General features: G+C 42.7%; 25 protein-coding genes, 1 tRNA gene and 1 other RNA gene. 21 read left to right on the top strand and 6 right to left on the bottom strand.

Annotated features, from left to right (window positions below; all coding sequences use genetic code 11):
* The first annotated feature begins 10 nt into the window (after positions 1 to 10).
* On the top strand, positions 11 to 922 hold the full coding sequence (gene trxB / locus GOM48_RS06630; RefSeq protein WP_235096521.1) for a thioredoxin-disulfide reductase: 912 nt from the start codon (positions 11 to 13) through the stop codon (positions 920 to 922).
* Positions 923 to 960: 38 nt separating this feature from the next.
* On the opposite strand, the gene rlmB is transcribed toward trxB, so the two are convergent.
* Together rlmB and def are read right to left on the bottom strand one after the other, a co-directional pair.
* A complete protein-coding gene (rlmB, locus tag GOM48_RS06625) occupies positions 961 to 1,689 on the bottom strand; it encodes a 23S rRNA (guanosine(2251)-2'-O)-methyltransferase RlmB (RefSeq protein ID WP_084972590.1) in 729 nt (242 codons plus the stop codon).
* A gap of 44 nt (positions 1,690 to 1,733) precedes the next feature.
* Positions 1,734 to 2,345 carry a peptide deformylase gene (gene def / locus GOM48_RS06620; protein WP_235096520.1) on the bottom strand — a complete coding sequence of 204 codons (612 nt, stop codon included), beginning with the start codon at positions 2,343 to 2,345 and terminating at the stop codon, positions 1,734 to 1,736.
* Between the two features lie 154 nt (positions 2,346 to 2,499).
* Between def and GOM48_RS06615 the strand changes: the two genes are divergently transcribed.
* The 4 genes from GOM48_RS06615 (at position 2,500) to ssrA (ending at position 5,703) form a co-directional block, all read left to right on the top strand.
* Positions 2,500 to 3,807, top strand: coding sequence for a CapA family protein (locus GOM48_RS06615; RefSeq protein ID WP_235096519.1), 1,308 nt, complete (start codon positions 2,500 to 2,502; stop codon positions 3,805 to 3,807).
* A gap of 23 nt (positions 3,808 to 3,830) precedes the next feature.
* Entirely contained in the window at positions 3,831 to 4,658 is an 828-nt protein-coding gene (locus tag GOM48_RS06610) for a Cof-type HAD-IIB family hydrolase (RefSeq protein WP_235096518.1), read from the top strand.
* 1 nt (position 4,659) lies between these two features.
* A complete protein-coding gene (locus GOM48_RS06605) occupies positions 4,660 to 5,295 on the top strand; it encodes an SGNH/GDSL hydrolase family protein (RefSeq protein ID WP_235096517.1) in 636 nt (211 codons plus the stop codon).
* A 60-nt stretch (positions 5,296 to 5,355) separates the two neighbouring features.
* Positions 5,356 to 5,703: a transfer-messenger RNA gene (gene ssrA / locus GOM48_RS06600) on the top strand.
* A gap of 134 nt (positions 5,704 to 5,837) precedes the next feature.
* Here ssrA and GOM48_RS06595 read toward each other — a convergent pair.
* Positions 5,838 to 5,925 (bottom strand) — tRNA-Ser (locus GOM48_RS06595).
* Between the two features lie 161 nt (positions 5,926 to 6,086).
* Here GOM48_RS06595 and GOM48_RS06590 point away from each other — a divergent pair.
* From GOM48_RS06590 to GOM48_RS06575, 4 genes are all read left to right on the top strand, one after another.
* Positions 6,087 to 6,827, top strand: coding sequence for a DeoR/GlpR family DNA-binding transcription regulator (locus GOM48_RS06590; protein ID WP_235096516.1), 741 nt, complete (start codon positions 6,087 to 6,089; stop codon positions 6,825 to 6,827).
* Positions 6,824 to 7,735 (top strand): 1-phosphofructokinase, encoded by a 912-nt coding sequence (gene pfkB, locus GOM48_RS06585; protein ID WP_235096515.1) that lies wholly within the window; start codon positions 6,824 to 6,826, stop codon positions 7,733 to 7,735. The genes GOM48_RS06590 and pfkB overlap by 4 nt, the downstream gene beginning before the upstream one ends.
* Positions 7,732 to 9,684 carry a fructose-specific PTS transporter subunit EIIC gene (locus GOM48_RS06580; RefSeq protein ID WP_235096514.1) on the top strand — a complete coding sequence of 651 codons (1,953 nt, stop codon included), beginning with the start codon at positions 7,732 to 7,734 and terminating at the stop codon, positions 9,682 to 9,684. The genes pfkB and GOM48_RS06580 overlap by 4 nt, the downstream gene beginning before the upstream one ends.
* Before the next feature lie 86 nt (positions 9,685 to 9,770).
* Complete coding sequence (locus GOM48_RS06575) at positions 9,771 to 12,077, top strand: DNA translocase FtsK (RefSeq protein ID WP_321159595.1); 2,307 nt, start codon at positions 9,771 to 9,773, stop codon at positions 12,075 to 12,077.
* A gap of 44 nt (positions 12,078 to 12,121) precedes the next feature.
* Here GOM48_RS06575 and GOM48_RS06570 read toward each other — a convergent pair whose 3' ends face one another.
* Positions 12,122 to 12,547 (bottom strand): DUF6556 family protein, encoded by a 426-nt coding sequence (locus GOM48_RS06570; protein ID WP_235096513.1) that lies wholly within the window; start codon positions 12,545 to 12,547, stop codon positions 12,122 to 12,124.
* Between the two features lie 137 nt (positions 12,548 to 12,684).
* Between GOM48_RS06570 and GOM48_RS06565 the strand changes: the two genes are divergently transcribed.
* The 10 genes from GOM48_RS06565 to GOM48_RS06520 all read left to right on the top strand — a co-directional run bounded on the left by GOM48_RS06565 (position 12,685) and on the right by GOM48_RS06520 (position 22,585).
* Positions 12,685 to 13,827: a cysteine desulfurase family protein gene (locus GOM48_RS06565; RefSeq protein ID WP_235096512.1), complete on the top strand. Its 1,143-nt coding sequence runs from the start codon at positions 12,685 to 12,687 to the stop codon at positions 13,825 to 13,827.
* Between the two features lie 8 nt (positions 13,828 to 13,835).
* Positions 13,836 to 15,050: a tRNA uracil 4-sulfurtransferase ThiI gene (gene thiI, locus GOM48_RS06560; RefSeq protein WP_235096511.1), complete on the top strand. Its 1,215-nt coding sequence runs from the start codon at positions 13,836 to 13,838 to the stop codon at positions 15,048 to 15,050.
* A 136-nt stretch (positions 15,051 to 15,186) separates the two neighbouring features.
* Positions 15,187 to 16,011 (top strand): alpha/beta hydrolase, encoded by an 825-nt coding sequence (locus tag GOM48_RS06555; protein WP_235096510.1) that lies wholly within the window; start codon positions 15,187 to 15,189, stop codon positions 16,009 to 16,011.
* A 20-nt stretch (positions 16,012 to 16,031) separates the two neighbouring features.
* Positions 16,032 to 16,775: an esterase family protein gene (locus GOM48_RS06550; RefSeq protein WP_235096509.1), complete on the top strand. Its 744-nt coding sequence runs from the start codon at positions 16,032 to 16,034 to the stop codon at positions 16,773 to 16,775.
* Between the two features lie 12 nt (positions 16,776 to 16,787).
* Positions 16,788 to 17,954, top strand: coding sequence for an ATP-grasp domain-containing protein (locus GOM48_RS06545; protein WP_235096508.1), 1,167 nt, complete (start codon positions 16,788 to 16,790; stop codon positions 17,952 to 17,954).
* A gap of 156 nt (positions 17,955 to 18,110) precedes the next feature.
* Positions 18,111 to 18,980: an aquaglyceroporin Gla gene (gla, locus tag GOM48_RS06540; protein WP_235096507.1), complete on the top strand. Its 870-nt coding sequence runs from the start codon at positions 18,111 to 18,113 to the stop codon at positions 18,978 to 18,980.
* Between the two features lie 123 nt (positions 18,981 to 19,103).
* Positions 19,104 to 19,829, top strand: a complete 726-nt coding sequence (locus tag GOM48_RS06535) for a CppA family protein (protein WP_235096506.1) — start codon at positions 19,104 to 19,106, stop codon at positions 19,827 to 19,829.
* Positions 19,826 to 20,761: a serine hydrolase domain-containing protein gene (locus GOM48_RS06530; protein WP_235096505.1), complete on the top strand. Its 936-nt coding sequence runs from the start codon at positions 19,826 to 19,828 to the stop codon at positions 20,759 to 20,761. Before GOM48_RS06535 ends, GOM48_RS06530 begins: the two co-directional genes overlap by 4 nt.
* 9 nt (positions 20,762 to 20,770) lie before the next feature.
* On the top strand, positions 20,771 to 21,682 hold the full coding sequence (locus GOM48_RS06525; protein ID WP_235096504.1) for a DMT family transporter: 912 nt from the start codon (positions 20,771 to 20,773) through the stop codon (positions 21,680 to 21,682).
* Between the two features lie 144 nt (positions 21,683 to 21,826).
* Positions 21,827 to 22,585 (top strand): CPBP family intramembrane glutamic endopeptidase, encoded by a 759-nt coding sequence (locus tag GOM48_RS06520; protein ID WP_235096503.1) that lies wholly within the window; start codon positions 21,827 to 21,829, stop codon positions 22,583 to 22,585.
* A 49-nt stretch (positions 22,586 to 22,634) separates the two neighbouring features.
* On the opposite strand, the gene GOM48_RS06515 is transcribed toward GOM48_RS06520, so the two are convergent.
* Both GOM48_RS06515 and rsmG read right to left on the bottom strand, forming a co-directional pair.
* The gene (locus tag GOM48_RS06515; protein WP_235096502.1) at positions 22,635 to 23,918 is read right to left on the bottom strand and encodes a uracil-xanthine permease family protein; all 1,284 of its coding nucleotides are present in this window, start codon (positions 23,916 to 23,918) and stop codon (positions 22,635 to 22,637) included.
* A gap of 235 nt (positions 23,919 to 24,153) precedes the next feature.
* Positions 24,154 to 24,867: a 16S rRNA (guanine(527)-N(7))-methyltransferase RsmG gene (gene rsmG / locus GOM48_RS06510; RefSeq protein ID WP_235096501.1), complete on the bottom strand. Its 714-nt coding sequence runs from the start codon at positions 24,865 to 24,867 to the stop codon at positions 24,154 to 24,156.
* 93 nt (positions 24,868 to 24,960) lie between these two features.
* On the opposite strand from rsmG, the gene GOM48_RS06505 reads away from it, so the two are divergent.
* Together GOM48_RS06505 and htpX are read left to right on the top strand one after the other, a co-directional pair.
* Positions 24,961 to 25,521: a LemA family protein gene (locus GOM48_RS06505; protein ID WP_235096500.1), complete on the top strand. Its 561-nt coding sequence runs from the start codon at positions 24,961 to 24,963 to the stop codon at positions 25,519 to 25,521.
* A gap of 1 nt (position 25,522) precedes the next feature.
* The gene (gene htpX, locus GOM48_RS06500; protein WP_235096499.1) at positions 25,523 to 26,422 is read left to right on the top strand and encodes a zinc metalloprotease HtpX; all 900 of its coding nucleotides are present in this window, start codon (positions 25,523 to 25,525) and stop codon (positions 26,420 to 26,422) included.
* The last annotated feature ends 36 nt before the right edge of the window (positions 26,423 to 26,458 follow it).

Genomic DNA, 26,458 nt, shown 5'->3' with positions numbered 1-26,458 from the left:
AGGAATCGAAATGTACGATACGATTATTATCGGTGCTGGACCTGCGGGAATGACAGCTGCCTTATATGCTGCTCGAAGCAATCTGAAAGTGGCTTTGATTGAAGGTGGTCTGCCAGGTGGGCAAATGAACAACACATCTGATATCGAAAACTATCCTGGATATGCCAATATTAGTGGACCTGAATTGGCAGAGAAGATGTTTGAACCTCTTGAAAATCTTGGAGTAGAACACCTTTATGGATTTGTTGAAAAGATTGAAGATCATGCTGATTATAAGAAGGTCATCACTGATGACCAAGTTTATGAAACCCGTACTGTCATCGTGGCAACTGGGTCTAAACACCGTCTTTTGGGTGTTCCTGGAGAAGAAGAACTAAATAGCCGAGGTGTTTCTTACTGTGCGGTCTGTGATGGAGCTTTCTTCCGTGACCAAGACTTGCTCGTAGTCGGTGGTGGAGATTCTGCGGTAGAAGAAGCTCTTTTCTTGACTCGCTTTGCCAAATCTGTCACGATTGTTCACCGTCGAGATGAACTTCGTGCTCAAAATGTTTTACAAGACCGTGCCTTTGCAAATGAGAAAGTCAACTTTATCTGGAATTCTGTAGTCAAGGAAATCAAAGGTGAAAACCGAGTAGAGTCAGTTGTATTTGAAAATGTGAAAACTGGTCAAGTGACAGAGCAAGCCTTTGGAGGTGTCTTTATCTATGTTGGACTAGACCCTGTTAGTGATTTTGTTAAGGATTTGAATATTCAAGATCAGTCAGGCTGGATTGTAACAGATAATCACATGAAGACTGCCGTTGATGGTATCTTTGCGGTTGGGGATGTTCGTCAGAAAGACCTTCGCCAAGTGACAACAGCAGTTGGTGATGGGGCTATCGCTGGGCAAGAAGCCTACAAGTTTATTACCGAACATAGTTAATCATAAAAAAGTTTCCAATCAGGTTGATTGGAAACTTTTTATAGCCGGTTTCGGAAAACTTCGTACATGAGAATGGCTGCAGCAACACTGGCATTAAGGCTTTGAACATGTCCATTCATGGGAATGGTAATCATCTCATCAACCTGCTTTTTGATGTTGCTCGAGATGCCTTTTCCTTCATTTCCAATGATGAGGGCGATTTTCCCTTTTGTATTCCATTTGTGGCAAGGAGTACCGTTCATATCCGTTCCAAAGGTCCAGAAACCTTCATCCTTGAGTTTATCTAAGGTTTGACTAAGATTGGTTACTCGGGCAATCGGTACGTGCTCAATGGCACCTGTGGCCGTTTTGGCAACGACAGGAGTAACTCCGACAGCACGGTGCTTGGGAATGATGACACCTGAAACATTGGTCGCATCAGCAGTTCTCAAGATAGAACCCAGATTATGGGGATCAGTTAACCCATCCAGAATCAATAGCAAAGGATTTTCTTCTTGCCGCGTTTTGGCAAGGATTTGATCGAGCTCGCTATAGGCAAATTCAGATACTCTAAGGACAAATCCTTGATGGACGGCACCTTCGGTCATTTCAGAGAGGGATTTTTTTGAGGTCCAAGAGATGGACACCTTTTTCTCAGCAGCCAGTTCCTTGACTTTCTCAACATTCTTCCCCCTTAAATCTTCTTGGAGGTAGAGTTTGTTTCCGGTGTTTGCAAGCAGGGCTTCAGTAACGGCATGGACGCCATAGACAATATCATTTGTTTTCATGCCTCTATTATAACACAAAACCCCGTTTTGCAACGGGATTTTCTTTATTCAAGGATGAGGAGTCCTTCTTTGACAGCAAATGGGTCTTTTTCATTGATACGATCGTAAAACATGATTCCGTTTAGATGATCAATTTCATGCTGAACAACGATAGAGTTGTAGCCTTTGAGTTTGATACGGTGTTTTTCGCCGTCCTTGTCAAAGTAATCAACAGTGACACGGGCATGGCGGACAACATAGCCTGGCACGTTACGGTCAACAGATAGGCAACCTTCTCCTTCGCCAAGAGCAGCGTCCTGAACAGAGTGGGATACGATTTTTGGATTGTACATAATGGCTTGCAAATCGTAGGCTTCCTGTGGAGTTTCGCCTTCTTCTACAATATTTGGGACCAAGACGGCAATAACGCGTTTTGAGATATCGAGTTGGGGAGCGGCCAATCCAACCCCACCGCGGAGCCCCATCTTTTCAGCCATAACAGGATCTTGGGAATGTTTGAGGAATTGCATCATCTTTTCACCAAGGATGATTTCCTGGTCAGACAGTGGGAAAGTGACATCATCAGCAACTGCGCGTAGAGTTGGATTCCCCTCGCGGATAATATCGTTCATATCAATTAAATGAGCAGCTTTTGTAATACGTTCTATAGCAGACATTTTCTCTCCTTTCATTACCTCTACATGATAACACAAAATAGGCGAGAAAGAAAGTCGCAGAAGTTTCTAAAAAATAATATAATAAACGATATTCCCCTTTTGTCTGTGGTATAATAAAAGAAAAGACTTGCAGTAAAAGCAAGGGGGGATAAAGATGGAAAAGCGACAAGATCGACGGCCTCATGGTCCTATTTTTGGATTGTTGAAGAGTAGTATTGGTTTCCTTCGGAACTATAAATCTTGGACAAATGCCCAGTTTATTATTGTGTTATTGCTTGCAGTTGCCTTGTCCATGGGATTGAACTTGCTGGTTCGAACAGTACAAGGCAGCAAGGGAACAAGCCCTAACAGTCAGACTACGACGTCTAGCCAGTCCAAAGAAAATGAATCTGGTGAAACGACGGCGCGTATCATGGCAAATGGTGACCTCCTCTACCATATCCCTATCTACCGAACAGCTCTTAAAGAAGATGGAACTTATGATTTCCATGAAAATTTTGAGTATGTAAAACCCTGGCTCAAACAAGCTGATTTGGTGATTGGTGATTTTGAAGGAACGGTGAACAAAGACCACTACTTGGCAGGTTACCCTCTCTTTAATGCACCTGGAGAAGTCATGGATGCGATCAAAGATGCAGGCTATCAAGTTCTAGACTTGGCTCACAATCACATCTTGGATTCTCAGATAGAGGGAGTGGTTTCAACGGCTCAAGCTATTGAAAAGGCTGGAATGACACCCATCGGAGTCTACACACATGAATCCCGTGACCAAGCCCCTATAGTTATCAAGGAGGTCAATGGTATCAAGGTAGCTCTCTTGGCCTATTCCTACGGTTTTAATGGCATTGAGCAGTATATCTCTCAAGAGGACTATAATCGCTATCTTTCTGATTTGAATGAAGATAAGATGAAGGCAGAAATCGAGCGTGCAGAGAAGGAGGCGGATATTACTGTCATCATGCCTCAGATGGGAATTGAGTACCAGCTAGAACCAACGGAGGAACAGAAAACACTGTACCACAAGATGATTGACTGGGGAGCTGATATTATCTTTGGAGGGCATCCTCACGTCGTTGAACCTGCTGAAACAGTTGAAAAAGATGGTGACAAAAAACTGATCATCTACTCCATGGGAAATTTCCTCTCAAACCAGCGCATTGAAACCATGCAAGATGAGGAAAATGCCAAGTGGACGGAGCGCGGTGTTCTCATGGATGTGACCATTAAGAAAAAAGATGGCAAGACTAGGATTGAAACGGCCAAAGCGCATCCTACTTGGGTCAATCGAACACCCAAAGGGACTTACTCTCCAGAAGGTTATCCGCTCTTCCTCTATCAGACCTATATCCTAGAGGACTTCATCGAGGGAGGCAGTCACCGTGACAAGTTGGACGAGGCGACCAAGGAACGAATTGACACGGCCTATAAAGAAATGAATGAGCATGTAGGGTTGAAGTGGTAGGTACTCGCCCTAAAGGAGACAAGATGACGATTAAATTGATTGCAACGGATATGGATGGAACTTTGCTGGATCCAAGAGGGCAACTGGACTTGCCACGTTTAGAAAAGATTTTAGACCAATTAGATGAACGAGGTATCCGTTTTGTCATTGCGACAGGGAATGAAGTTCACCGTATGAGGCAATTACTGGAGCACTTGGCGAGTAGAGTAGTTCTAGTCGTTGCCAATGGGGCACGTATTTTTGAAAACAATGAACTGATTCAAGCGCAGATTTGGGATGATGCTATGGTTGACAAGGCTCTCCTTCATTTTAAAGGGAGGGAGTGTCGAGATCAGTTTGTCGTTACCAGTATGAATGGGAGTTTTGTCAAGGAAGGAACGGTTTTTACAGACCTGGAAAAATTTATGACTCCAGAGATGATTGAAAAACTTTACCAAAGGACAAATTTTGTGGATGAGCTAAACTCAGACCTCTTTGGAGGAGTTCTAAAGATGAGCATGGTCGTTGGTGAAGAACGTTCTAGTTCAGTTTTGCAGGAAATCAATGACCTTTTTGATGGTTGTGTAAGGGCTGTTTCTAGCGGTTATGGCTGTATTGATATCCTGCAAGCTGGTGTTCACAAGGCTTGGGGATTGGAAGGATTACTCAAGCGCTGGGATTTGACATCAGAACAAATTATGGCTTTTGGTGATAGTGAAAACGATGTCGAAATGTTAGAGCTGGCTGGAATTGCCTATGCTATGGAAAATGCTGATGATGAGGTCAAGGCAGTTGCGACTGCCCTAGCACCAGCTAACAGCCAGGCGGGCGTCTATCAAGTTCTAGAGAATTGGTTAGAGAAAGAGGGATAGGGTGGCAGTACAGTTATTAGAGAATTGGCTCCTAAAAGAGCAGGCAAAGATTCAAACCAAGTATCGTGAATTGAATCAAGTATCTGTTCTAGAGCCAGATATCATCTTTATTGGTGATTCGATTGTGGAATATTACCCTCTTCAAGAGTTGTTTGGGACGGCCAAGACGATTGTCAATCGTGGCATCCGAGGCTACCAGACGAGACTTTTATTAGAGAATCTAGATGCCCATCTGTATGGTGATGCTGTCGATCAAATTGTTCTCCTAATTGGGACAAATGATATCGGAAAAGATGTTTCTATGAATGAAGCTTTGGAAAATCTTGAAGGTGTGATCCAATCGATTGCTCGAGAATATCCGCTGTCACAAATAAAGCTTGTTTCTATTCTGCCAGTCAATAAAGGAAAAGAATACAAGCAGACAGTTTATATTCGTACCAATGAAAAGATTAGGGAGTGGAATCAAGCCTATGAGGCTCTGGCATCTGCCTATATGCAGGTAGATTTTGTGCCTGTTTATGATAGTTTGACAGATTCAGAAGGACAGCTTCAATCAGCCTATACAACGGATGGTCTCCATCTAAGTGTAGCCGGTTATCAAGCCTTATCGGAAGCCTTAAAAGGGTATCTTTTCTAAAGAGGTGGCTTGATTTTGCATTTTTTATGAAGATAGGTTATAATGGTTCTATCGTCTTTTGGGGTCGTTACGGATTCGACAGGCATTATGAGGCATATTTTGCAACCCGTGTGGCGACGTAAACGCTCAGTTAAATATAACTGCAAAAAATAACACTTCTTACGCTCTAGCTGCCTAAAAACCAGCAGGCGTGACCTGATTTGGATTGCTCGTGTTCAATGACAGGTCTTATGATTAGCGAGATACGATTAAGCCTTGTCTAGTGGTTTGATAAGAGATTAATAGACTCGCAGTTCCTAGGCTTGAGTTATGTGTCGAGGAGCTGTTAAAACAATACATAACCTATGGTTGTAGACAAATATGTTGGCAGGTGTTTGGACGTGGGTTCGACTCCCACCGGCTCCATTATTCTTTTGCATTTCTTGGTAAAACGTTGTTAAATCAACGTTTTTTGTTTTTGCCTTTTGTATTCTTTTGTAAAAAAAGAATACAAAAAAAGATACAACAGATGTCGTATCCTAGAAATTGTTTTGGTTTTTCTACGGAAGACATGGGATTCGAACCCACGCACGCTGTTACACGCCTACCGCGTTTCCAACACGGCCTCTTAAGCCTCTTGAGTAATCTTCCAATGCTTACTAAAATAGTCTACCATAAAGCGCTTCATCTTGCAATAAAAATTCCAGAATTGGCAAAAATGATAGTTTTTGAAAGAAAATGATAAAAAATGCTTGACTTTGGTAGAAAATGTGCTAGAATGAATAGTGTAAACGATAACAGGAGGTGATTTGGTGTTAAAAACTGAGCGGAAGCAACTGATTTTAGAGGAGTTAAATCAACATCATGTAGTTTCCCTAGAAAAATTGGTTAGTCTATTAGAAACATCAGAATCAACGGTACGAAGAGATTTGGATGAGTTGGAGACAGAAAACAAGCTTCGCCGTGTACATGGTGGAGCCGAATTACCTCACTCCTTGCAGGAAGAAGAAACCATCCAAGAAAAATCTGTCAAAAACCTTCAAGAGAAGAAATTGCTTGCTCAGAAAGCAGCCTCTCTTATCAAGGAAAAAGATGTTATCTTTATCGATGCTGGAACGACAACTGCCTTTTTAATCAAGGAATTGGTTAATAAGAATATTACCGTTGTGACCAACTCCATTCACCATGCGGTTCAGTTGGTTGAAAAACAGATTCCAACTGTCATGGTTGGAGGAAGTGTCAAGATGGCAACAGATGCATGTATCGGCGGTGTTGCTCTTAACCAAATCAATCAATTGCACTTTGACCGTGCCTTTATCGGGATGAATGGTGTCGACGATGGTTATTATACGACTCCTGATATGGAGGAGGGAGCCGTTAAGCGTGCTATTTTAGAGAATGCCAAACAAACCTATGTCTTAGTCGATTCGTCAAAGATTGGTCAAACTTGCTTTGCCAAGGTAGCACCACTTAAACGCGCCATTGTCATCACAAGTCAAGGGCATGAGCTCTTGCAGGCTATTAAGAAGAAAACGGAGGTAATAGAAGTATGATTTATACAGTCACACTCAATCCATCCATAGACTATATCGTTCGCTTGGACCAAGTTCAAGTCGGCAGTGTCAATCGTATGGACAGTGATGATAAGTTTGCTGGTGGGAAAGGAATCAATGTCAGTCGTGTCTTGAAACGCTTGGATATTCCCAATACAGCGACGGGATTTATCGGAGGCTTTACTGGTAAATTTATCACAGATACATTGGCAGAGGAAGAAATCGATACACGTTTTGTCCAAGTAGCAGAAGATACTCGTATCAATGTTAAAATCAAAGCAGACCAAGAAACAGAAATCAACGGAACGGGTCCAAATGTGGAACCAGCTCAGCTAGAAGAATTGAAAGCTATTTTATCTAGTCTGACAGCAGATGATACGGTTGTGTTTGCGGGTTCGAGTGCTAAGAACCTAGGCAATGTTATCTACAAAGATTTGATTGCCTTGACACGCCAGACTGGTGCACAAGTGGTTTGCGACTTTGAAGGACAGACCTTGATTGATAGTTTGGACTACCATCCACTTTTGGTCAAGCCAAACAATCACGAACTTGGAGCTATCTTTGGAGTGAAACTCGAAAGTTTAGATGAAATCGAGAAATATGCTCGAGAATTGCTGACTAAAGGTGCTCAAAACGTCATTATCTCTATGGCAGGTGATGGTGCTCTTCTTGTCACATCTGAGGGAGCTTACTTCGCCAAACCTATCAAGGGAATTGTGAAAAATTCAGTCGGAGCTGGCGATTCTATGGTTGCCGGATTTACAGGTGAGTTTGTCAAATCAAAAGATGCGGTAGAAGCCTTCAAATGGGGAGTGGCTTGCGGAACAGCAACTACCTTCTCGGATGACTTGGCAACAGCGGAATTTATTAAAGAAACATATGAAAAAGTTGAGGTAGAAAAACGATGAAAATTCAAGACTTATTGAGAAAAGATGTCATGTTGCTGGATTTGCAGGCAACTGAAAAAACAGCAGCTATTGAAGAGATGATTCATAGCTTGGTAGATCACGGTTATGTGACGGATTTTGAAACCTTTAAAGAAGGAATCTTAGCGCGTGAAGCTCTCACTTCCACTGGTTTGGGTGACGGAATTGCTATGCCTCACAGCAAAAACTCTGCTGTCAAAGAAGCAACGGTTCTCTTTGCTAAGTCAAACAAGGGTGTTGACTATGAGAGTTTGGATGGGCAACCAACAGACCTCTTCTTCATGATTGCTGCTCCAGAAGGTGCAAATGATACTCACTTGGCTGCCTTGGCAGAATTATCTCAATACTTGATGAAAGACGGTTTTGCAGACAAACTTCGTCAAGTAACATCAGCTGACCAAGTCATCGAACTTTTTGACCAAGCTTCAGAAAAAGCTGAGGAGCCTGTTCAAGCACCTGCCAATGAATCTGGCGACTTTATCGTAGCTGTTACGGCTTGTACGACAGGTATTGCCCACACTTACATGGCCCAAGAGGCCCTTCAAAAAGTGGCTATTGAAATGGGTGTTGGGATTAAGGTTGAAACCAACGGTGCCAGCGGTGTTGGGAACCAACTAACATCAGAGGACATCCGCAAGGCTAAAGCCGTTATCATCGCAGCAGATAAGGCAGTAGAAATGGATCGTTTCGATGGCAAACCATTGGTTAATCGTCCAGTTGCAGACGGTATCCGTAAGACAGAAGAATTGATCAACTTGGCTCTTTCTGGGGATGCTGAAGTTTACCATGCTGCTAATGGAGCAAAAGCTGCAACAGCATCTAAGGAAAAACAAAGCCTTGGTGGTGCCTTCTACAAACACTTGATGAGTGGTGTATCTCAAATGTTGCCATTCGTTATCGGTGGTGGTATCATGATTGCCCTCGCCTTCTTAATCGACGGAGCTTTTGGTGTGCCACAAGATAGCCTTGGCAATCTCGGATCCTACCATGAGCTAGCTTCCATGTTCATGAAAATTGGTGGCGCGGCTTTTGGCTTGATGCTTCCGGTTTTTGCAGGATACGTAGCCTACTCTATCGCTGAAAAACCAGGTTTGGTAGCTGGTTTTGTGGCTGGTGCTATTGCAAAAGAAGGTTTTGCTTTTGGTAAAATTCCTTATGCCGCAGGTGGTGAAGCAACTTCAACTCTTGCAGGTGTATCATCTGGTTTCCTAGGTGCCCTTGTTGGTGGATTTATCGCAGGTGCCTTGGTTCTTGCTATCAAGAAATATGTTAAAGTACCTCGTTCACTTGAAGGTGCTAAATCAATCCTTCTCTTGCCACTTCTTGGAACAATCTTGACAGGATTTGTTATGTTGGCTGTTAACATTCCAATGGCAGCAATCAACACTGCCATGAATGACTTCCTAGGCGGTCTTGGAGGAGGTTCAGCTGTCCTTCTTGGTATCGTTCTTGGAGGCATGATGGCTGTTGACATGGGTGGACCAGTCAACAAAGCTGCTTATGTCTTTGGTACAGGTACGCTTGCAGCGACTGTTTCTTCAGGTGGTTCTGTAGCCATGGCAGCAGTTATGGCTGGAGGAATGGTTCCACCACTTGCAATCTTTGTCGCAACTCTTCTTTTCAAAGATAAATTCACTAAGGAAGAGCGCAACTCTGGTTTGACAAACATCATCATGGGCTTGTCATTTATCACTGAGGGAGCGATTCCGTTTGGTGCAGCCGACCCAGCTCGTGCTATTCCAAGCTTCATCCTTGGTTCTGCGGTGGCAGGCGGACTCGTTGGTCTTGCTGGTATCAAACTCATGGCACCACACGGAGGAATCTTCGTCATCGCCCTTACTTCAAATGCCCTTCTTTACCTAGTCTTTGTCTTGATTGGAGCAATCGTAAGTGGTGTGGTTTATGGTTACCTACGCAAACCACAAGCATAAAAAAGTATCAAAATAGAAAGATTGTACCCTTTGGTGCAATCTTTTTCTCTGTTCGAAATGACTGTGAAATATGTTATAATAGAAGAATGGCAAACAAGAATACTACAAAAACAAGACGGAGACCGTCTAAAGCAGAACTTGAAAGAAAACAGGCTATTCAGAGGATGTTGATTTCCTTAGGGATCGCCTTGTTATTGATTATTGCAGCCCTCAAACTCGGTGCAGCAGGTGTCACACTTTACAATCTCATTCGATTGGTGGTTGGAAGTTTGGCCTACGTGGCTATAGGTGCCCTTCTCATTTATCTTTTTCTATTTAAATGGATACGCAAGCAGGAGGGGGTTCTGTCAGGATTTCTCTGTATCTTCGCTGGCTTGCTCTTGATTTTTGAGGCCTACTTGGTATGGAAATATGGCTTGGAGCAGTCAGTTCTAAAAGGGACCCTGTCTCAAGTTATGACGGATCTGACTGGTATGCGGGTGACTAGCTTCGCTGGTGGAGGCCTGCTTGGTGTTGGACTTTATATCCCCATTGCCTTTCTTTTCTCAAATATCGGGTCGTACTTTATTGGAGTTCTCTTGATTCTAGTCGGGGCACTCTTGGTTAGTCCTTGGTCTATTTATGATGTTGCAACCTTTATTGGAGCTCGGTTCAGATCCTTCATGGAAAAACAGGAACAGAGAAAACAAGAACGCTTCATCAAGAGAGAAGAAGAGAAGGCTCGTCAAGAAGCTGAAGAAGCAGCAAGAATCAAGAGAGAACAAGAAGAACAGGATGCATTACCGCTTCCTCCTGTAGATCCTGAAACGGGAGAAATCTTATCAGAGGTACCAGACTACGATTTCCCACCAATTCCTGAGGAAGAATGGATCGAACCGGAGATTATCCTCCCTCAAACTGATTTTGACGTTCCAGATATGGAGGAAGATTTTGAGGATGAAGAGGTACAGGTTGATTTTTCTGCCAAGGAAGCCCTCGAATACAAGCTACCAAGCTTGCAACTCTTTGCGCCAGATAAACCCAAAGATCAGTCCAAGGAAAAGAAGATTGTTCGAGAAAATATCAAAATTCTAGAAGAAACCTTTGCTAGCTTTGGTATCAAGGTGACGGTGGAACGGGCTGAAATTGGGCCATCAGTTACCAAGTATGAAGTCAAGCCAGCAGTTGGTGTACGGGTTAACCGTATTTCCAATCTGGCAGACGACTTAGCGCTTGCTCTGGCGGCCAAAGATGTTCGGATTGAGGCTCCAATCCCTGGTAAATCCTTAGTCGGAATTGAGGTTCCTAACTCTGAAATTGCGACCGTTTCCTTCCGTGAACTCTGGGAACAGTCTCAGACTAAACCAGAAAATCTCCTCGAAATTCCTCTAGGGAAGGCGGTTAATGGAACGGCTCGCACCTTTGACCTTTCCAAGATGCCCCACCTACTCGTTGCAGGTTCGACGGGATCAGGGAAGTCAGTCGCAGTTAATGGTATTATCGCTAGCATTCTTATGAAAGCAAGACCAGATCAGGTCAAGTTTATGATGGTGGATCCAAAGATGGTTGAGTTGTCTGTTTACAATGACATTCCTCACCTCTTGATTCCAGTTGTGACCAATCCACGCAAGGCCAGCAAGGCCCTGCAAAAAGTTGTGGATGAGATGGAAAACCGTTATGAACTCTTTGCTAAGGTTGGTGTGCGAAATATCGCTGGTTACAATGCTAAGGTCGAGGAATATAATAGCCAATCTGAGTACAAACAAGTACCGCTGCCTTTGATTGTTGTCATTGTAGATGAGTTGGCAGACCTTATGATGGTGGCCAGCAAGGAAGTGGAAGATGCCATCATTCGTCTTGGGCAGAAGGCGCGTGCTGCAGGGATTCACATGATTCTCGCAACGCAACGTCCATCGGTTGATGTCATCTCTGGTCTCATCAAAGCAAATGTCCCCTCTCGTGTGGCTTTTGCAGTTTCATCAGGTACAGATTCACGAACCATCTTGGATGAGAATGGAGCAGAAAAACTGCTTGGTCGAGGAGATATGCTCTTTAAACCAATTGATGAAAATCATCCAGTCCGTCTGCAAGGGTCCTTTATCTCGGATGATGATGTTGAACGTATCGTAAACTTCATCAAGGCTCAGGCAGATGCGGACTACGATGACAGCTTTGACCCAGGAGACGTCCCTGAAAATGATGGAGATTTCTCTGACGGCGAAGCTGGTGGCGATCCGCTTTTTGAAGAAGCTAAGGCTTTGGTTATCGAAACCCAGAAAGCCAGCGCTTCGATGATTCAGCGTCGTTTGTCGGTTGGATTTAACCGTGCGACCCGCCTGATGGAAGAACTCGAACTGGCAGGTGTCATCGGTCCAGCTGAAGGAACCAAACCGCGAAAAGTATTGCAACGATAAAAAAATAGCTTCTTTCCAAATTTGGAAAGAAGTTATTTTTGTGCTTACTGGTTCGTTTTAGTTTCAGAACTCGTCGTATTTGACTGTGTTCCGTTATCGCTTGTTTCTTTATTTGTAGCTGGTGTAGAAGAGTCCTGAGTTGTTGTTTTTTGTTCTTCTTTTTTCTCCTCTTTCTTGTTGGATTGAGAAGTTTCTTCTTGCGGGGTATTTTCTTTAGTAGAAGTGTTGTCCTTGTTAGGAGTAGTATTTTCCTGAGGGGATTCCTTTTGAATTTCCTTGACAACAGTTGTTTGGGTTGTTGTCGGTTCTTTTTTGTTGTTTTTGTTATTATCCATGGCGTTCATGATGGTGATACTAGCGGTGATTAGGCCTAGGATACTACCGATGGTAGCAATCGTTTTTTGAAAGACAGTGAATCCCTTTTTGATGTGTTCTGTTTTTGGTTTTGAAGTTCTACGATAGTTAGACATGATACTCTCCTTTAATTATGATTTATTATACCTCATTTCTTTAAAAAAATCTTAAAAAAAGAGAAACTTCGCTTTCTTGTCGTAAGCTTCGTTTCATGATAAAATAGAAGGAGTGATTTTAGAAAGCGTGAGAAAACATGATCTACTTTGATAATTCGGCAACGACCAAGCCTTATCCTGAAGCACTTGAGACCTATATGCAGGTCGCTTCAAAAATTGTAGGAAATCCATCCAGTCTCCATCGTTTGGGAGATCAGGCAACACGAATTTTAGATGCTTCCCGGCAGCAAATTGCAGATTTGATTGGCAAGAAGAGTGATGAAATATTCTTTACCTCCGGTGGAACAGAAGGAGATAACTGGGTCATCAAGGGTGTGGCCTTTGAAAAAGCTCAGTTTGGCAAGCACATCATTGTATCAGCTATTGAGCATCCAGCAGTCAAGGAGTCAGCCCTCTGGCTGAAAAGTCAAGGTTTTGAGGTGGATTTTGCTCCGGTTGATGAGAAAGGATTTGTGGATGTTGAGGCTATAGGAGCTTTGATACGACCTGATACGACCCTCGTCTCCATCATGGCAGTTAACAACGAAATTGGCTCTATCCAGCCTATTGAGGCCATCTCAGAACTGTTGGCAGACAAACCAACCATTTCCTTCCACGTTGATGCAGTTCAGGCACTCGCTAAGATTCCGACTGAAAAATATCTGACAGATCGAGTGGATTTTGCGACCTTCTCGAGTCATAAGTTTCACGGTGTTCGAGGTGTTGGCTTTGTCTATATCAAGTCTGGCAAGAAGATTACGCCTCTTTTGACTGGTGGTGGTCAGGAGCGCGATTATCGTTCGACAACTGAAAATGTGGCAGGAATTGCCGCAACAGCCAAAGCTCTCCGTTTATCTATGGAAAAGTTAGATATCTTTGCTAGTAAGACAGGACAGATGAGATCAGTCATTCGCCAAGCGCTTTTGGACTATCCAGATATTCTTATCTTTTCAGATGAGGAAGACTTCGCCTCCCATATCCTGACTTTTGGGATTAAGGGTGTTCGTGGTGAAGTCATCGTTCACGCATTTGAAGACTATGACATTTTCATCTCCACAACCTCTGCTTGTTCATCCAAGGCTGGAAAACCTGCGGGAACCTTGATTGCTATGGGAGTGGACAAAGATAAGGCCCAGTCAGCTGTTCGCCTAAGCCTAGACCTTGAAAATGATATGAGTCAGGTTGAGCAGTTCTTGACCAAACTAAAATTAATTTACAATCAAACTAGAAAAGTAAGATAGGAGCATTCATGCAGTATTCAGAAATTATGATTCGCTACGGAGAGTTGTCAACCAAGGGTAAAAATCGTATGCGTTTCATCAATAAACTTCGTAATAATATTTCAGATGTTTTGTCCATCTATCCCCAAGTTAAGGTAACCGCTGATCGCGACCGTGCCCACGTTTACCTCAATGGAGCTGACTACACAGCAGTGGCAGAATCTCTCAAACAAGTCTTCGGAATTCAAAATTTTTCTCCAGTATATAAGGTTGAAAAGTCAGTTGTAAGGCTTAAGGCTGCTGTTCAAGAGATTATGCAGGACATCTACAAGGAAGGCATGACCTTTAAAATCTCTAGTAAGCGTAGCGATCACAACTTTGAACTCGACAGTCGTGAACTCAACCAAACGCTTGGTGGAGCTGTTTTCGACGTAATCCCAACTATTCAAGCTCAAATGAAAAATCCTGATATCACTCTTCAGGTGGAGATTCGTGAGAAGGCGGCCTATCTTTCCTATGAAACTATTCGGGGAGCAGGTGGTTTGCCAGTGGGTACCTCTGGTAAGGGGATGCTCATGTTGTCAGGAGGGATTGACTCACCTGTAGCAGGTTATCTAGCTCTTAAACGTGGAGTGGATATCGAGGCCGTTCACTTTGCCAGCCCACCATACACTAGCCCTGGAGCTCTCAAGAAGGCCCAAGATTTGACCCGTAAATTGACCAAGTTTGGTGGCAATATCCAGTTTATCGAAGTTCCTTTCACAGAGATTCAAGAAGAAATCAAGGCAAAGGCGCCAGAAGCCTATCTCATGACCTTGACGCGTCGCTTTATGATGCGCATTACTGACCGTATCCGTGAGGTGAGAAAGGGTCTGGTCATCATCAATGGTGAAAGTCTAGGTCAAGTAGCGAGCCAGACCTTGGAAAGTATGCAGGCTATCAACGCTGTGACCAATACTCCCATCATCCGCCCTGTGGTTACTATGGACAAGTTGGAAATCATTGACATCGCTCAGGAAATTGATACCTTTGAAATTTCTATCCAGCCGTTTGAAGACTGCTGTACTATTTTTGCACCTGACCGTCCTAAGACCAATCCTAAGATAGAGAATGCAGAGCAGTATGAAAAACGCATGGATGTTGAAGGTTTGGTTGAGCGAGCGGTGGCTGGAATTATGCTTACTAAGATAACTCCTCAGGCTGAAAAAGATGTTGTCGATGAGTTAATTGACAACTTCCTCTAATCAGAAAATCCAGAAGAATTTAGAATGTTAAGTGAGAAAAGTTAGTTATTTATCCTTAAAATGGACAATTACTGACTTTTTTTCTATTTTTATGGTATAATAAGATAAAATTTTGAATATAGAGAGTTTTCTGACAATGAATCATTCCTACTTTTATTTAAAAATGAAAGAACACAAACTTAAGGTGCCTTATACTGGAAAAGAGCGTCGTGTGCGTGTTCTTCTTCCTAAGGATTATGAGAAAGATACAGACCGTTTTTACCCCGTTGTTTACTTTCATGACGGGCAAAATGTCTTTTACAGCAAGGAGTCTTTCATTGGTCATTCATGGAAGATTATTCCGGCTATTAAGCGGAATCCTGACATCAGTCGCATGATTGTTGTAGCCATTGACAATGATGGTTTGGGGCGGATGCATGAGTACGCAGCTTGGAAGTTTCAAGAATCTCCTATTCCGGGCCAGCAGTTTGGCGGTAAGGGTGTGGAGTATGCCGAATTTGTCATGGAGGTGGTTAAGCCCTTTATCGATGAGACCTACCGTACCAAAGCTGATCGCCAGCATACGGCTATGATTGGTTCGTCTCTAGGAGGTAATATTACCCAGTTTATCGGACTGGAATACCAAGACCGAATTGGTTGTCTAGGTGTCTTTTCATCTGCCAACTGGCTCCACCAAGAAGCCTTTAACCGCTATATCGAGCGCAAGAAATTGTCGCCTGATCAGCGCATTTTCATTTATGTAGGAACAGAAGAAGCAGACGATACGGACAAGACCTTGATGGCTGGCAATATCAAGCAAGCCTATATCGACTCATCGCTTCGCTATTACCATGATTTGATTGCAGGTGGAGTAGGCTTGGATAATCTTGTCTTAAAAGTTCAGTCTGGTGCCATCCATAGTGAGATTCCATGGTCGGAGAATTTACCAGACTGTCTCCGATTTTTTGCAGAGAAATGGTAAGTTAAGAAAGGAGAAAGCCAATGCATATTGAAAACCTCAGCCACTGGAGTGGCAATCTTAATCGTGAAATGTACCTCAACCGTTATGGACATGCTGGGATTCCAGTTGTTGTTTTTGCTTCATCTGGTGGCAGTCACAATGAATACTATGATTTTGGCATGATTGATGCCTGTGCTTCCTTTATCGAGGAAGGGCGTGTCCAGTTCTTCACTCTATCCAGTGTGGACAGTGAGAGCTGGTTGGCTACTTGGAAAAATGGTCATGACCAGGCAGAGATGCATCGTGCCTACGAACGCTACGTGATTGAGGAGGCGATTCCTTTTATCAAGCATAAGACAGGTTGGTTTGATGGCATGATGACGACAGGTTGCTCAATGGGTGCCTACCATGCACTCAACTTTTTCCTCCAGCATCCAGATGTCTTTACCAAGGTGATTGCTCTCAGCGGTGTTTACGACGCGCGTTTCTTTGTCGGCGATTACTACAATGATGATGATGCTATTTACCAAAATTCGCCAGTAGATTATATCTGGAATCAGAATGACGGCTGGTTTATCGATCGTTACCGTCAGGCGGAGATTGTCGTTTGTACGGGACTTGGTGCCTGGGAACAAGACGGTCTACCATCTTTCTACAAGCTCAAAGAAGCCTTTGACCAGAAACAAATTCCAGCCTGGTTTGCTGAATGGGGACACGATGTCGCCCACGACTGGGAATGGTGGCGTAAACAAATGCCTTATTTTCTTGGACACCTGTATCTATAAAAGGAGTTGCCTATGAATTACCTTGTTATTTCTCCCTACTATCCGCAAAACTTCCAACAGTTTACAATCGAGCTAGCTAATAAAGGCATCACAGTCTTGGGAATTGGTCAGGAGCCTTACGAACAACTAGATGAACCTTTGCGCAATAGCTTGACCGAGTATTTCCGTGTGGACAATCTTGAGAACATAGACGAAGTCAAACGTGCAGTAGCCTTCCTTTTCTACAAGCATGGTCCAATCGACCGCATCGAGTCCCACAATGAATACTGGCTTGAGCTAGACGCAGCCCTTCGTGAGCAATTTAATGTCTTTGGTGCCAAACCAGAGGATCTCAAAAAGACCAAGTTTAAGTCTGAAATGAAGAAACTTTTCAAAAAAGCAGGTGTCCCTGTGGTACCTGGAGCTGTTATACAGACAGAAGCAGATGTGGATAAAGCTGTGAAAGAAATCGGTCTACCAATGATTGCCAAACCTGATAACGGAGTGGGAGCAGCAGCAACCTTTAAGCTTGAGACAGAAGACGATATCAGTCACTTCAAGCAAGAATGGGACCATTCAACCGTGTATTTCTTTGAAAAATTTGTCACTTCTAGCGAAATCTGTACCTTTGACGGGCTTGTGGACAAGGATGGCAATATCGTCTTTTCAACGACTTTTGACTATGCCCATACACCACTTGATCTCATGATTTATAAGATGGACAATTCCTACTATGTGCTCAAGGATATGGATCCTAAACTGCGCAAGTATGGTGAGGCCATAGTCAAGGAATTTGGAATGAAAGAGCGCTTTTTCCATATCGAATTCTTCCGTGATGGGGACGACTACATTGCCATTGAGTACAATAACCGTCCTGCAGGTGGTTTTACCATTGATGTTTACAATTATGCCCACTCTTTTGACCTCTACCGAGGTTATGCGGCTATTGTCGCGGGTGAAGAGTTCCCTACATCAGAGTTTGAGCTCCAGTATTGTTTGGCTACATCACGTCGTGCCAATGCTAACTATGTTTATTCAGAAGAGGACTTGCTTGCCAAATACAGCCAGCAATTCAAGGTCAAAAAAATCATGCCAGCAGCCTTTGCAGAGCTACAAGGGGATTACCTTTATATGCTGACTACTCCGAGTCGCCAAGAGATGGAGCAGATGATTGCAGACTTTGGTCAGCGTCAAGAGTAACGAAAAGGATGAAGGGAGTTTGACTTCTTTTGTCCTTTTCTTAAAGATAAGTTAAATAAAGCGTTTTCCATAGATTCTTTTAGAAAATCTGTTGCTAAAAGGTCTAAAAATTGATAGAATAAGGATTGTCTAAAAAAATTAAGGAGAATCTATCAAATGGATTTTACATGGGCTATTAAATATGCCACTGAATTTTTGGGAACTGCCATTTTGATCATTCTTGGTAATGGTGCAGTTGCTAACGTTGAACTTAAAGGTACGAAAGGTCACCAAAGTGGCTGGCTCGTTATCGCGGTTGGTTATGGTATGGGGGTTATGATCCCAGCCTTGATGTTCGGTAATGTATCTGGTAACCACATCAACCCAGCCTTCACACTTGGACTTGCTGTTAGCGGACTTTTCCCTTGGGAACAAGTGCCATATTACATCCTTGCGCAAGTTTTAGGAGCGATTTTTGGTCAAGCTATGGTTGTGGCAACTCACCGTCCTTACTACTTGAAAACAGAGAATTCTAATAACATTTTAGGTACTTTCTCAACGATTTCAAGTGTTGATCACGGTACAAAAGAATCACGTTTCGCAGCAAGTGTAAATGGTTTTATCAATGAGTTTGTCGGTTCGTTTATTTTGTTCTTTGCAGCCCTAGGAATGACTAAAAACTTCTTCGGTGCTGAGGTTCTTCAATACATGAAACAAATGGCTACTCAAGCTGGTCAAACTGTTGACTTAAGTGAATTGGCAGTAAAAGCTCAAGTAGCACCACACACAGCTGCTGGTCTTTCAGTTGCTCACTTGGCACTTGGTTTCCTCGTGATGGCCTTGGTAACTTCACTCGGTGGACCTACTGGACCTGGTTTGAACCCAGCTCGTGACTTTGGACCACGTCTTCTTCACGAACTCCTTCCAAAATCAGTTCTTGGTCAACACAAGGGTGATTCAAAATGGTGGTATGCATGGGTTCCAGTTGTAGCACCAATCGCAGCTGGTATTGCAGCAGTAGCAGTCTTTAAACTACTTTACCTATAATAAAATGAAACTGGGGAACCCCAGTTTTTTTATCGGAAATTTTTGTAAAAAATTCTAGAATTTAAGTGGAATAGCTTGTAAAAAATCCTAAAATCCTTTAAAATAAAAGAGTTGGAGGAAGCTATGAATGCAAATCAAATGATACAAATTATTCCGACTTTGAAGGTCAATAACCGAAAATTAAATGAAAAATTTTACATTGAAACTCTTGGGATGAAGCCCTTATTAGAAGAATCTGCTTTCCTTTCACTTGGTGACCAAACAGGTGTTGAAAAGTTGATTCTTGAAGAGGCTCCCAGTATGCGTACTCGGAAAGTTGAAGGGCTTAAGAAACTAGCTAGACTCTTGATCAAAGTAGAAAATCCTTCAGAAATAGAGGCTCTTCTTTATCAGATGGAGTCCCTTCCTCGCTTGTTTAAAGGAAGCTGTGGGTATGCTTTTGATATTGTTTCTCCTGAACAGGATGTGATTCTTGTTCATGCGGAAAATGATATAAGAGATTTGGTTCCACTGGAAACTGTTCCTGAATTTTCTTCAAATAAAAGTACAAAATACTTGAGTCAATTTGAGATTTCTATGGAGTTGCGTTTGCCTGAGGGGACGGAGAGTATACTCGATCCTGAAAAAGTTGGGACAGTTATCACCTTTACGGAAGGGCAAGGTCCAGATTTGACTGTTGAAAACAACGTCACTTGGGATTTATCTATGATAAAATTTTTAGTGAAGGATTTAGATTTAACCAGTCTTCGTCAGAAATTTGAAAAGACAGGCTACTTTGTTCCTAAGTCTGAAAAATTCTTCCTTGGTAAAGATACCAATAACATCGAATTGTGGTTTGAAGAAGCATGAAGTTGGAAAAAATTCAAAGAAAAATAGAAGATCAAATTGAGGCAGGGGTCTATCCCGGGGCCTCTTTTGCGTATTTTAAGGATGGTGAATGGAGAGAGTCTTATCTAGGATTGAGTGATCCAGAACGGGGCTTGAAGACAGAGGACGGGCTAGTCTATGACCTGGCCAGTGTGAGTAAGGTTGTGGGAGTAGGGACGGTTCTTACCTTCTTGTGGCAGCAGGGCATATTAGATATTGATCGACCGGTGACGAATTTTTTAGCTGAGTGTGATTACCCAGATATTACTATACGGCAACTTCTGACCCATGCTACAGACTTAGATCCCTTTATTCCCAATCGGGATCTCTTGACAGCTACTGAATTAAAAGAAGCCATGTTTTACCTCAACAGACGAAATCAGCCTGCCTTCCTCTATTCAGATGTTCACTTTTTACTCTTGGGCTTTCTTTTAGAAAAAATCTTTGAACAAGACTTGGATCAGATTATAGAAGAACAAGTTTTGAACCCATGGGGAATGACGGAAACCAAGTTTGGCCCCGTAGAGCATGCTGTACCAACAGTGAGAGGAGTGAAGGCCGGAATCATTCACGATCCCAAAGCTCGTCTATTAGGGAAACACACAGGAAGTGCTGGTTTGTTTTCGACTGTTAAGGATTTGCAGATCTTTCTGGAACATTACTTGAAAGATGATTTTGCTGAAAACTTGAGCCGAAATTACTCTCCCTTAGATGATAAGGAGCGTTCTCTAGCTTGGAATCTGGAGGGAACCTGGCTCGACCATACGGGCTATACAGGTACCTTCATCATGTGGAATCGAGAGAAACAGGAAGCCGCTATCTTTTTATCCAATCGAACGTATGAGAAGGATGAACGCGCTCAGTGGATAGTTGATCGAAATCAAGTCATGGATATGATTCGTAGGGAAGAGTAGGGAGAAAGCATGTCAAAAACCGTAAAAGGAACGTTATTCACAGTGGTTGCAGGGATTGCTTGGGGCTTGTCTGGAACTAGTGGCCAATACCTGATGGCGCACGGGATTTCCGCTCTAGTCTTGACCGATCTGCGACTTATCATTGCAGGATTGGCTCTGGTATTTTTAACCTATGCGACTGCAAAGGATAAACTCTTTGCTTTTTTAAAAGACAAAAAAAGTCTACTATCTCTGTTGCTATTTGCAGTGTTTGGACTTTTCTTAAACCAGTTTGCCTATCTTTCTGCCATTCAGGAAACCAATGCTGGAACGGCTACGGTTCTCCAGTATGTATGTCCTGTTGGAATATTGATTTATACTTGTATCAAGGACAAGGTGGCACCAACACTGGCTGAGATTGTTTCGATTGTTTTAGCAATCGGAGGGACTTTTCTTATCGCGACTCATGGGGAACTTGACCAGTTGTCTGTCACACCTGCTGGTCTTTTCTGGGGTCTCTTTTCTGCCTTGACCTATGCCCTCTATATCATCCTTCCTATCACTTTGATTAAGAAGTGGGGAAGTATGTTGGTGATTGGTGTGGGCATGGTTATTTCTGGAGTAGTGGCTATTCCCTTCACAGGAGTTTTGCAGGCCAGCATACCGACCAGTTTGGATTTTCTCTTTGCATTTGCTGGGATTATCATTATCGGAACTGTCTTCGCCTACACCGCTTTTCTAAAAGGAGCTAGTCTGATAGGACCAGTTAAGTCTAGTTTATTGGCTTCCATAGAGCCAATTTCAGCCATTTTCTTTGCCTTTCTGATTATGAAGGAACAATTCTACGCGATTGACTTTGTTGGTATGGCCATGATTTTACTTGCAGTAACCATTATTTCTTTGAAAGATTTGTTGATAGAAAACAAACGGAAGATTGAATGAGAAACTAGTTACTCGTAAAAAGTGGTTGGTTTGAATATCCTATCGAAATATTGATTAAGGATAAGGAATGGGAGTGGAATTTTATAGAATTTTAAGTTTCTTTTCTTACAATAAACCAATCTTTAACTGCTAGAAGGAGGAGATATGAAAATTTTACAAAGCATTCACCCGACTAAGCCCCTGCGCTACTTGAGATGGTTTGACATTTTGATTATCACAGTTCTAATGTTTGGCCTGTTTATCATTCGTTCAACGGAGCTCTTTTTAGCAAGTATGTTTCCGACAGGTTTGTCAACTACAATGGATACGGCAAGTAATACTGTCGGCGAAGGAGCAGCCTATTCGAGCAACTTCACCTTGCAAGTGATACTTCTGACCTTGGCCTTGCTTTACCTTTTGATTCGGAATTATGATTTCAAACAACTTCCTATTCGTTGGACCTGGTCCCTTCTCTTTTGGGTTCCTTTTATATTTGCTATTGTGGGATTGTTTGGAGACTTGGTGACGACACTAACTGGTGAATACAATTACTTAAATCCAGCTCTTTTTGTCCACATAGATCCCATGGAAGTTATACGGAAATTCCTAGCTCTTAGTCCGATGGCAATTGCCTATGCCTTGCTAAACGGCTTCTATGAAGAGTTTTTCTTTCTAGGGTTGTTGACCTCAGTGAAAGAAAAGCACAAGTGGCGGGTTTTGTTTTATTCTACCCTCATTCGGATTTCTTTTCACACTTATCAAGGATTGGTGTGGGCACTGGTTATTGGTGTAGTTTATGGTTTATTCTATTATTTTCTATACAAGTATAAGGTTAAAAGTCTTTTGCCATTTTTCTTCATACATGCTCTGGCAGACATGTTTGGTTCTAGCCTCATGTATCTCTTGATTGCGTGGGGAAGGTAAGAAATCAGAAAAATCCACTCAACTGAGTGGATTTTGTGTGTGTAGATGACTAGTCTTTATTTTCGTATGGTAAGATCAAGTTTAATATGATACCTGTCATAGCTGATAGGGCAGTACCTGAAAGGGTAACTGGTCCTACTTTGAGGATGGCTCCACCAAGTCCAAGAACCAACATAGCACTAGCAATGATGAGGTTACGCATTTGACTGAAGTCAACACGTTCCTTAATCAAAACTTTTAGACCGTTGCTGGCGATAACTCCGTAGAGAAGGATGGACATCCCACCAAGCACAGCATTTGGAATAGTTGAAATCAAGGCAGTGAATTTACCTAGGAAGCTAAGAGCAATGGCGATAAAGGCTGCGTTACGGATAACAGAGACAGAAGCGATACGAGTCATCCCGATAACCCCTGTATTTTCACCGTAAGTCGTATTAGCTGGTCCACCGAGGAAGGCAGATACAGATGTCGCGATACCGTCACCGAGAAGCGTACGGTGAAGTCCTGGTTCTTTTAGGAATTGACGGCCACAGATTTGGCTCAAAACTGTGTGGTCTCCGATGTGTTCAGAAATGGTTACAATAGCGATTGGCAAGATGGCGATTGTTTCAGGACCGAAGTACAAGTTGTACTCTTTAAAGGCTCCACCTGTACTAAATGGCAAGTAGAAACCAGGAATTTCAAACCAGTTGGCTTGAAGGACTGGGGTAAAGTCAACCAAACCAAGCATCATAGCGAAGATATACCCACCGATGATGGCAAAGAGGAAAGGAATGATACGAAGGAAACCTTTTCCTTTTGTATTGATAAAAGCGGCAATCAAGAACGTCACGACGGCTACAAGGGCGTTTTTCCAGTTTCCGTCTGCTACGAGTCCAGCATTCGTTACAGCAGAACCAGCAAGACCAAGACCGATAACGATAATCATAGGTCCGATAATGATTGGGGGCAAGAGTTTATCAATCCATTTCGTACCTGCAAAACGAACACTTGCTGCTACAAGGACATAGACCAAACCAGTCAAGATAACTCCAGTTTGAGCAGCAGAGACATCGCCTCCCATTTCTTTCATGGCTAGAGACATAGCTGTGATAAAGGCGAATGAAGAACCTAGATAAACTGGAACCTTAAAGCCAGTAGAAATCATGTAGATAAGTGTTCCAATACCGGATGCAAAGAGAGCAACCGATACGGGCATTCCCAAAATTAAGGGAACGAGAATGGTTGCACCAAACATGGCAAAAACGTGTTGGAAACTAAGGAGAATTCCTTTTCCAGCTGAAGGACGTTGGTCAACGTCTAGTAACAAATCAACAGTTGATTCTTGTTTCATATAAACCTCACTTTTGGGCATCAAAAAAGAGCCCATTATTTTACAGCAATAGGCTCTCAGAGTAAGACTTCTTTAAAATAGATTATTCCATTCTTAAAGAACTTCATATATATCCGCGTCTTCGTCACCTCACAGGATGACATTAAAAACCTTTGCTTGTGATAGTATAGCAGAAAAAAATGATTTTGTAAATCATTTTTACTCAACTTTAAACAAGGGCGCGCTATTGATAGGATTAAAGCGGGCGTTTGTTAGGCATGCCAGCCTTACGTGGATATTTGTTAGGCGTCTCCTTTTTCTTTTCTACCACAGTGATGTAGCGCGGATCTCCATTTGGCAGGGCATAGCTGAGATTGTCTTCTACTTTACTAAAAAGGAGGTTGAGGGCATTCTTAGCTTCTAGCAATTCCTCAGGAGCATTGCTGGCCTTGAGTGCCAATAGTTTTCCGCCGACTTTAAGATAAGGGATAGTCAATTCAGATAAGACCTGCATGCGAGCAACCGCGCGAGCCGTCACTATATCAAACTGGGTGCGGAAGTTCTTGTCTTGGGCAAAGTCTTCTGCACGACCATGGTAGAAGTGAACACCATCCAGCTCCAGCTCTTGAGCCAAAAGCTGAAGGAAGTTGATGCGCTTATTTAGCGAATCAATGATGGTCACATCTAACTGAGGGTAGAGAATTTTCATGGGCAGACTAGGAAATCCTGCCCCAGCCCCGATATCAAGAAGTTTGATAGTTTCATTTGAAATCATGCCTTGCAGGATGGGTGCAATCGAATCATAAAAATGTTTGAGATAAACTTCTTCCTTGTCTGTAATAGCCGTCAAATTAATCTTTTCATTCCACTCGACCAAGAGTTCAAAATACCGTTCAAATTGGTTCTTTTGCTGGTCAGAAAGTGGAATATTTTGCTCAGTTAGTAGGCTGTAAAATGTTTCTGGTTTCATAGTTTTTTCCTTCTCTAGTATCATCTTATTTTACCATATTCATTAAAATTTTGATATACTGGTATTAATCTAAAAGCAGAAAGGAATAAGATTATGACTTGGATTATTCTTGGAGTTTTGGCTCTGATTGTTATTTTTGTGATTGTTAGCTATAACGGTTTGGTTAAAAATCGTATGCAGACCAAGGAGGCTTGGAGTCAGATCGATGTTCAATTGAAGCGTCGTAATGATCTCCTCCCAAACTTGATTGAAACAGTCAAAGGCTATGCGAAATATGAAGGTTCTACTTTGGAAAAAGTAACAGAACTTCGTAGACAAGTAGCTACAGCAACTTCACCGGCAGAAGCTATGAAGGCCAGTGATGCTCTTACTCGCCAGATTTCTGGTATCTTTGCAGTAGCAGAGAATTACCCAGAGTTGAAGGCTAGTGCTAACTTTATCAAATTGCAAGAAGAGTTGACTAATACAGAAAATAAAATTTCATATTCTCGCCAACTCTACAACAGTGTTGTCAGCAACTACAATGTAAAACTTGAAAGCTTCCCAAGTAACATCATCGCAGGACTATTTGGCTTTAAAGCTGCAGACTTCCTTCAAACACCTGAAGAGGAAAAGGCAGTTCCGAAAGTCGATTTTAGCGGTTTAGGTGACTAAGATGTTGTTTGATCAAATTGCGAGCAATAAACGAAAAACCTGGATTTTGTTGCTGGTTTTCTTCCTACTCTTGGCCTTGGTTGGTTATGCGGTTGGCTATCTCTTCATGCGCTCAGGTCTTGGTGGCATGATTATTGCCTTGATTATCGGCCTTATCTACGCTCTGACCATGATCTTTCAATCAACAGAGATTGTCATGTCTATGAATGGGGCGCGTGAGGTTGATGAACAAACAGCACCAGACCTCTACCATGTAGTAGAAGATATGGCCATGGTCGCTCAGATTCCCATGCCGCGTGTTTTCATCATTGAGGATTCTTCTTTAAATGCCTTTGCAACAGGTTCAAATCCTCAGAATGCAGCAGTTGCAGCAACGTCGGGTCTTCTAGCTATCATGAATCGTGAGGAGTTAGAAGCTGTTATGGGCCATGAGGTCAGCCATATCCGAAACTACGATATTCGCATTTCGACCATTGCTGTTGCCCTTGCCAGTGCCATTACCCTTCTGTCTAGTATGGCAGGACGGATGATGTGGTGGGGTGGCGCTGGTCGCAGACGAAGTGACGACGATCGAGATGGAAATGGTTTGGAGATTATCATGCTTGTTGTCTCGCTCTTAGCCATTGTTCTAGCACCTCTCGCAGCAACCTTGGTGCAACTTGCCATTTCCCGTCAGAGGGAATTTCTGGCGGATGCATCCAGTGTGGAGCTGACTCGCAATCCTCAAGGGATGATCAATGCCTTGCGTAAGTTGGACAATAGCGAGCCGATGCATCACCATGTTGACGATGCCAGCAGCGCTCTTTATATCAATAATCCTAAGAAAGGTGGCGGGCTTCAAAAACTCTTTTATACCCACCCACCTATCTCAGAACGAATCGAACGTTTGAAACACATGTAAAAAAAATCCAGAGGTCGTCTCTGGATTTTTGCTTTT

Origin of the sequence: Streptococcus oralis (assembly GCF_021497885.1) — a bacterium.
GTDB lineage: Bacteria > Bacillota > Bacilli > Lactobacillales > Streptococcaceae > Streptococcus > Streptococcus oralis_BQ.
This window is presented reverse-complemented; position numbering and strand designations above follow the sequence as displayed.

Bases quoted from the DNA above. Each gene is read 5' to 3' on its own strand.
- trxB (WP_235096521.1), top strand. From the start codon at position 11: ATGTACGATACGATTATTATCGGTGCTGGACCTGCGGGAATGACAGCT.
- rlmB (WP_084972590.1), bottom strand. From the start codon at position 1,689: ATGAAAACAAATGATATTGTCTATGGCGTCCATGCCGTTACTGAAGCC.
- def (WP_235096520.1), bottom strand. From the start codon at position 2,345: ATGTCTGCTATAGAACGTATTACAAAAGCTGCTCATTTAATTGATATG.
- GOM48_RS06615 (WP_235096519.1), top strand. From the start codon at position 2,500: ATGGAAAAGCGACAAGATCGACGGCCTCATGGTCCTATTTTTGGATTG.
- GOM48_RS06610 (WP_235096518.1), top strand. From the start codon at position 3,831: ATGACGATTAAATTGATTGCAACGGATATGGATGGAACTTTGCTGGAT.
- pfkB (WP_235096515.1), top strand. From the start codon at position 6,824: ATGATTTATACAGTCACACTCAATCCATCCATAGACTATATCGTTCGC.
- GOM48_RS06580 (WP_235096514.1), top strand. From the start codon at position 7,732: ATGAAAATTCAAGACTTATTGAGAAAAGATGTCATGTTGCTGGATTTG.
- GOM48_RS06575 (WP_321159595.1), top strand. From the start codon at position 9,771: ATGGCAAACAAGAATACTACAAAAACAAGACGGAGACCGTCTAAAGCA.
- GOM48_RS06570 (WP_235096513.1), bottom strand. From the start codon at position 12,547: ATGTCTAACTATCGTAGAACTTCAAAACCAAAAACAGAACACATCAAA.
- GOM48_RS06565 (WP_235096512.1), top strand. From the start codon at position 12,685: ATGATCTACTTTGATAATTCGGCAACGACCAAGCCTTATCCTGAAGCA.
- thiI (WP_235096511.1), top strand. From the start codon at position 13,836: ATGCAGTATTCAGAAATTATGATTCGCTACGGAGAGTTGTCAACCAAG.
- GOM48_RS06555 (WP_235096510.1), top strand. From the start codon at position 15,187: ATGAATCATTCCTACTTTTATTTAAAAATGAAAGAACACAAACTTAAG.
- GOM48_RS06550 (WP_235096509.1), top strand. From the start codon at position 16,032: ATGCATATTGAAAACCTCAGCCACTGGAGTGGCAATCTTAATCGTGAA.
- GOM48_RS06545 (WP_235096508.1), top strand. From the start codon at position 16,788: ATGAATTACCTTGTTATTTCTCCCTACTATCCGCAAAACTTCCAACAG.
- gla (WP_235096507.1), top strand. From the start codon at position 18,111: ATGGATTTTACATGGGCTATTAAATATGCCACTGAATTTTTGGGAACT.
- GOM48_RS06535 (WP_235096506.1), top strand. From the start codon at position 19,104: ATGAATGCAAATCAAATGATACAAATTATTCCGACTTTGAAGGTCAAT.
- GOM48_RS06530 (WP_235096505.1), top strand. From the start codon at position 19,826: ATGAAGTTGGAAAAAATTCAAAGAAAAATAGAAGATCAAATTGAGGCA.
- GOM48_RS06525 (WP_235096504.1), top strand. From the start codon at position 20,771: ATGTCAAAAACCGTAAAAGGAACGTTATTCACAGTGGTTGCAGGGATT.
- GOM48_RS06520 (WP_235096503.1), top strand. From the start codon at position 21,827: ATGAAAATTTTACAAAGCATTCACCCGACTAAGCCCCTGCGCTACTTG.
- GOM48_RS06515 (WP_235096502.1), bottom strand. From the start codon at position 23,918: ATGAAACAAGAATCAACTGTTGATTTGTTACTAGACGTTGACCAACGT.
- rsmG (WP_235096501.1), bottom strand. From the start codon at position 24,867: ATGAAACCAGAAACATTTTACAGCCTACTAACTGAGCAAAATATTCCA.
- GOM48_RS06505 (WP_235096500.1), top strand. From the start codon at position 24,961: ATGACTTGGATTATTCTTGGAGTTTTGGCTCTGATTGTTATTTTTGTG.
- htpX (WP_235096499.1), top strand. From the start codon at position 25,523: ATGTTGTTTGATCAAATTGCGAGCAATAAACGAAAAACCTGGATTTTG.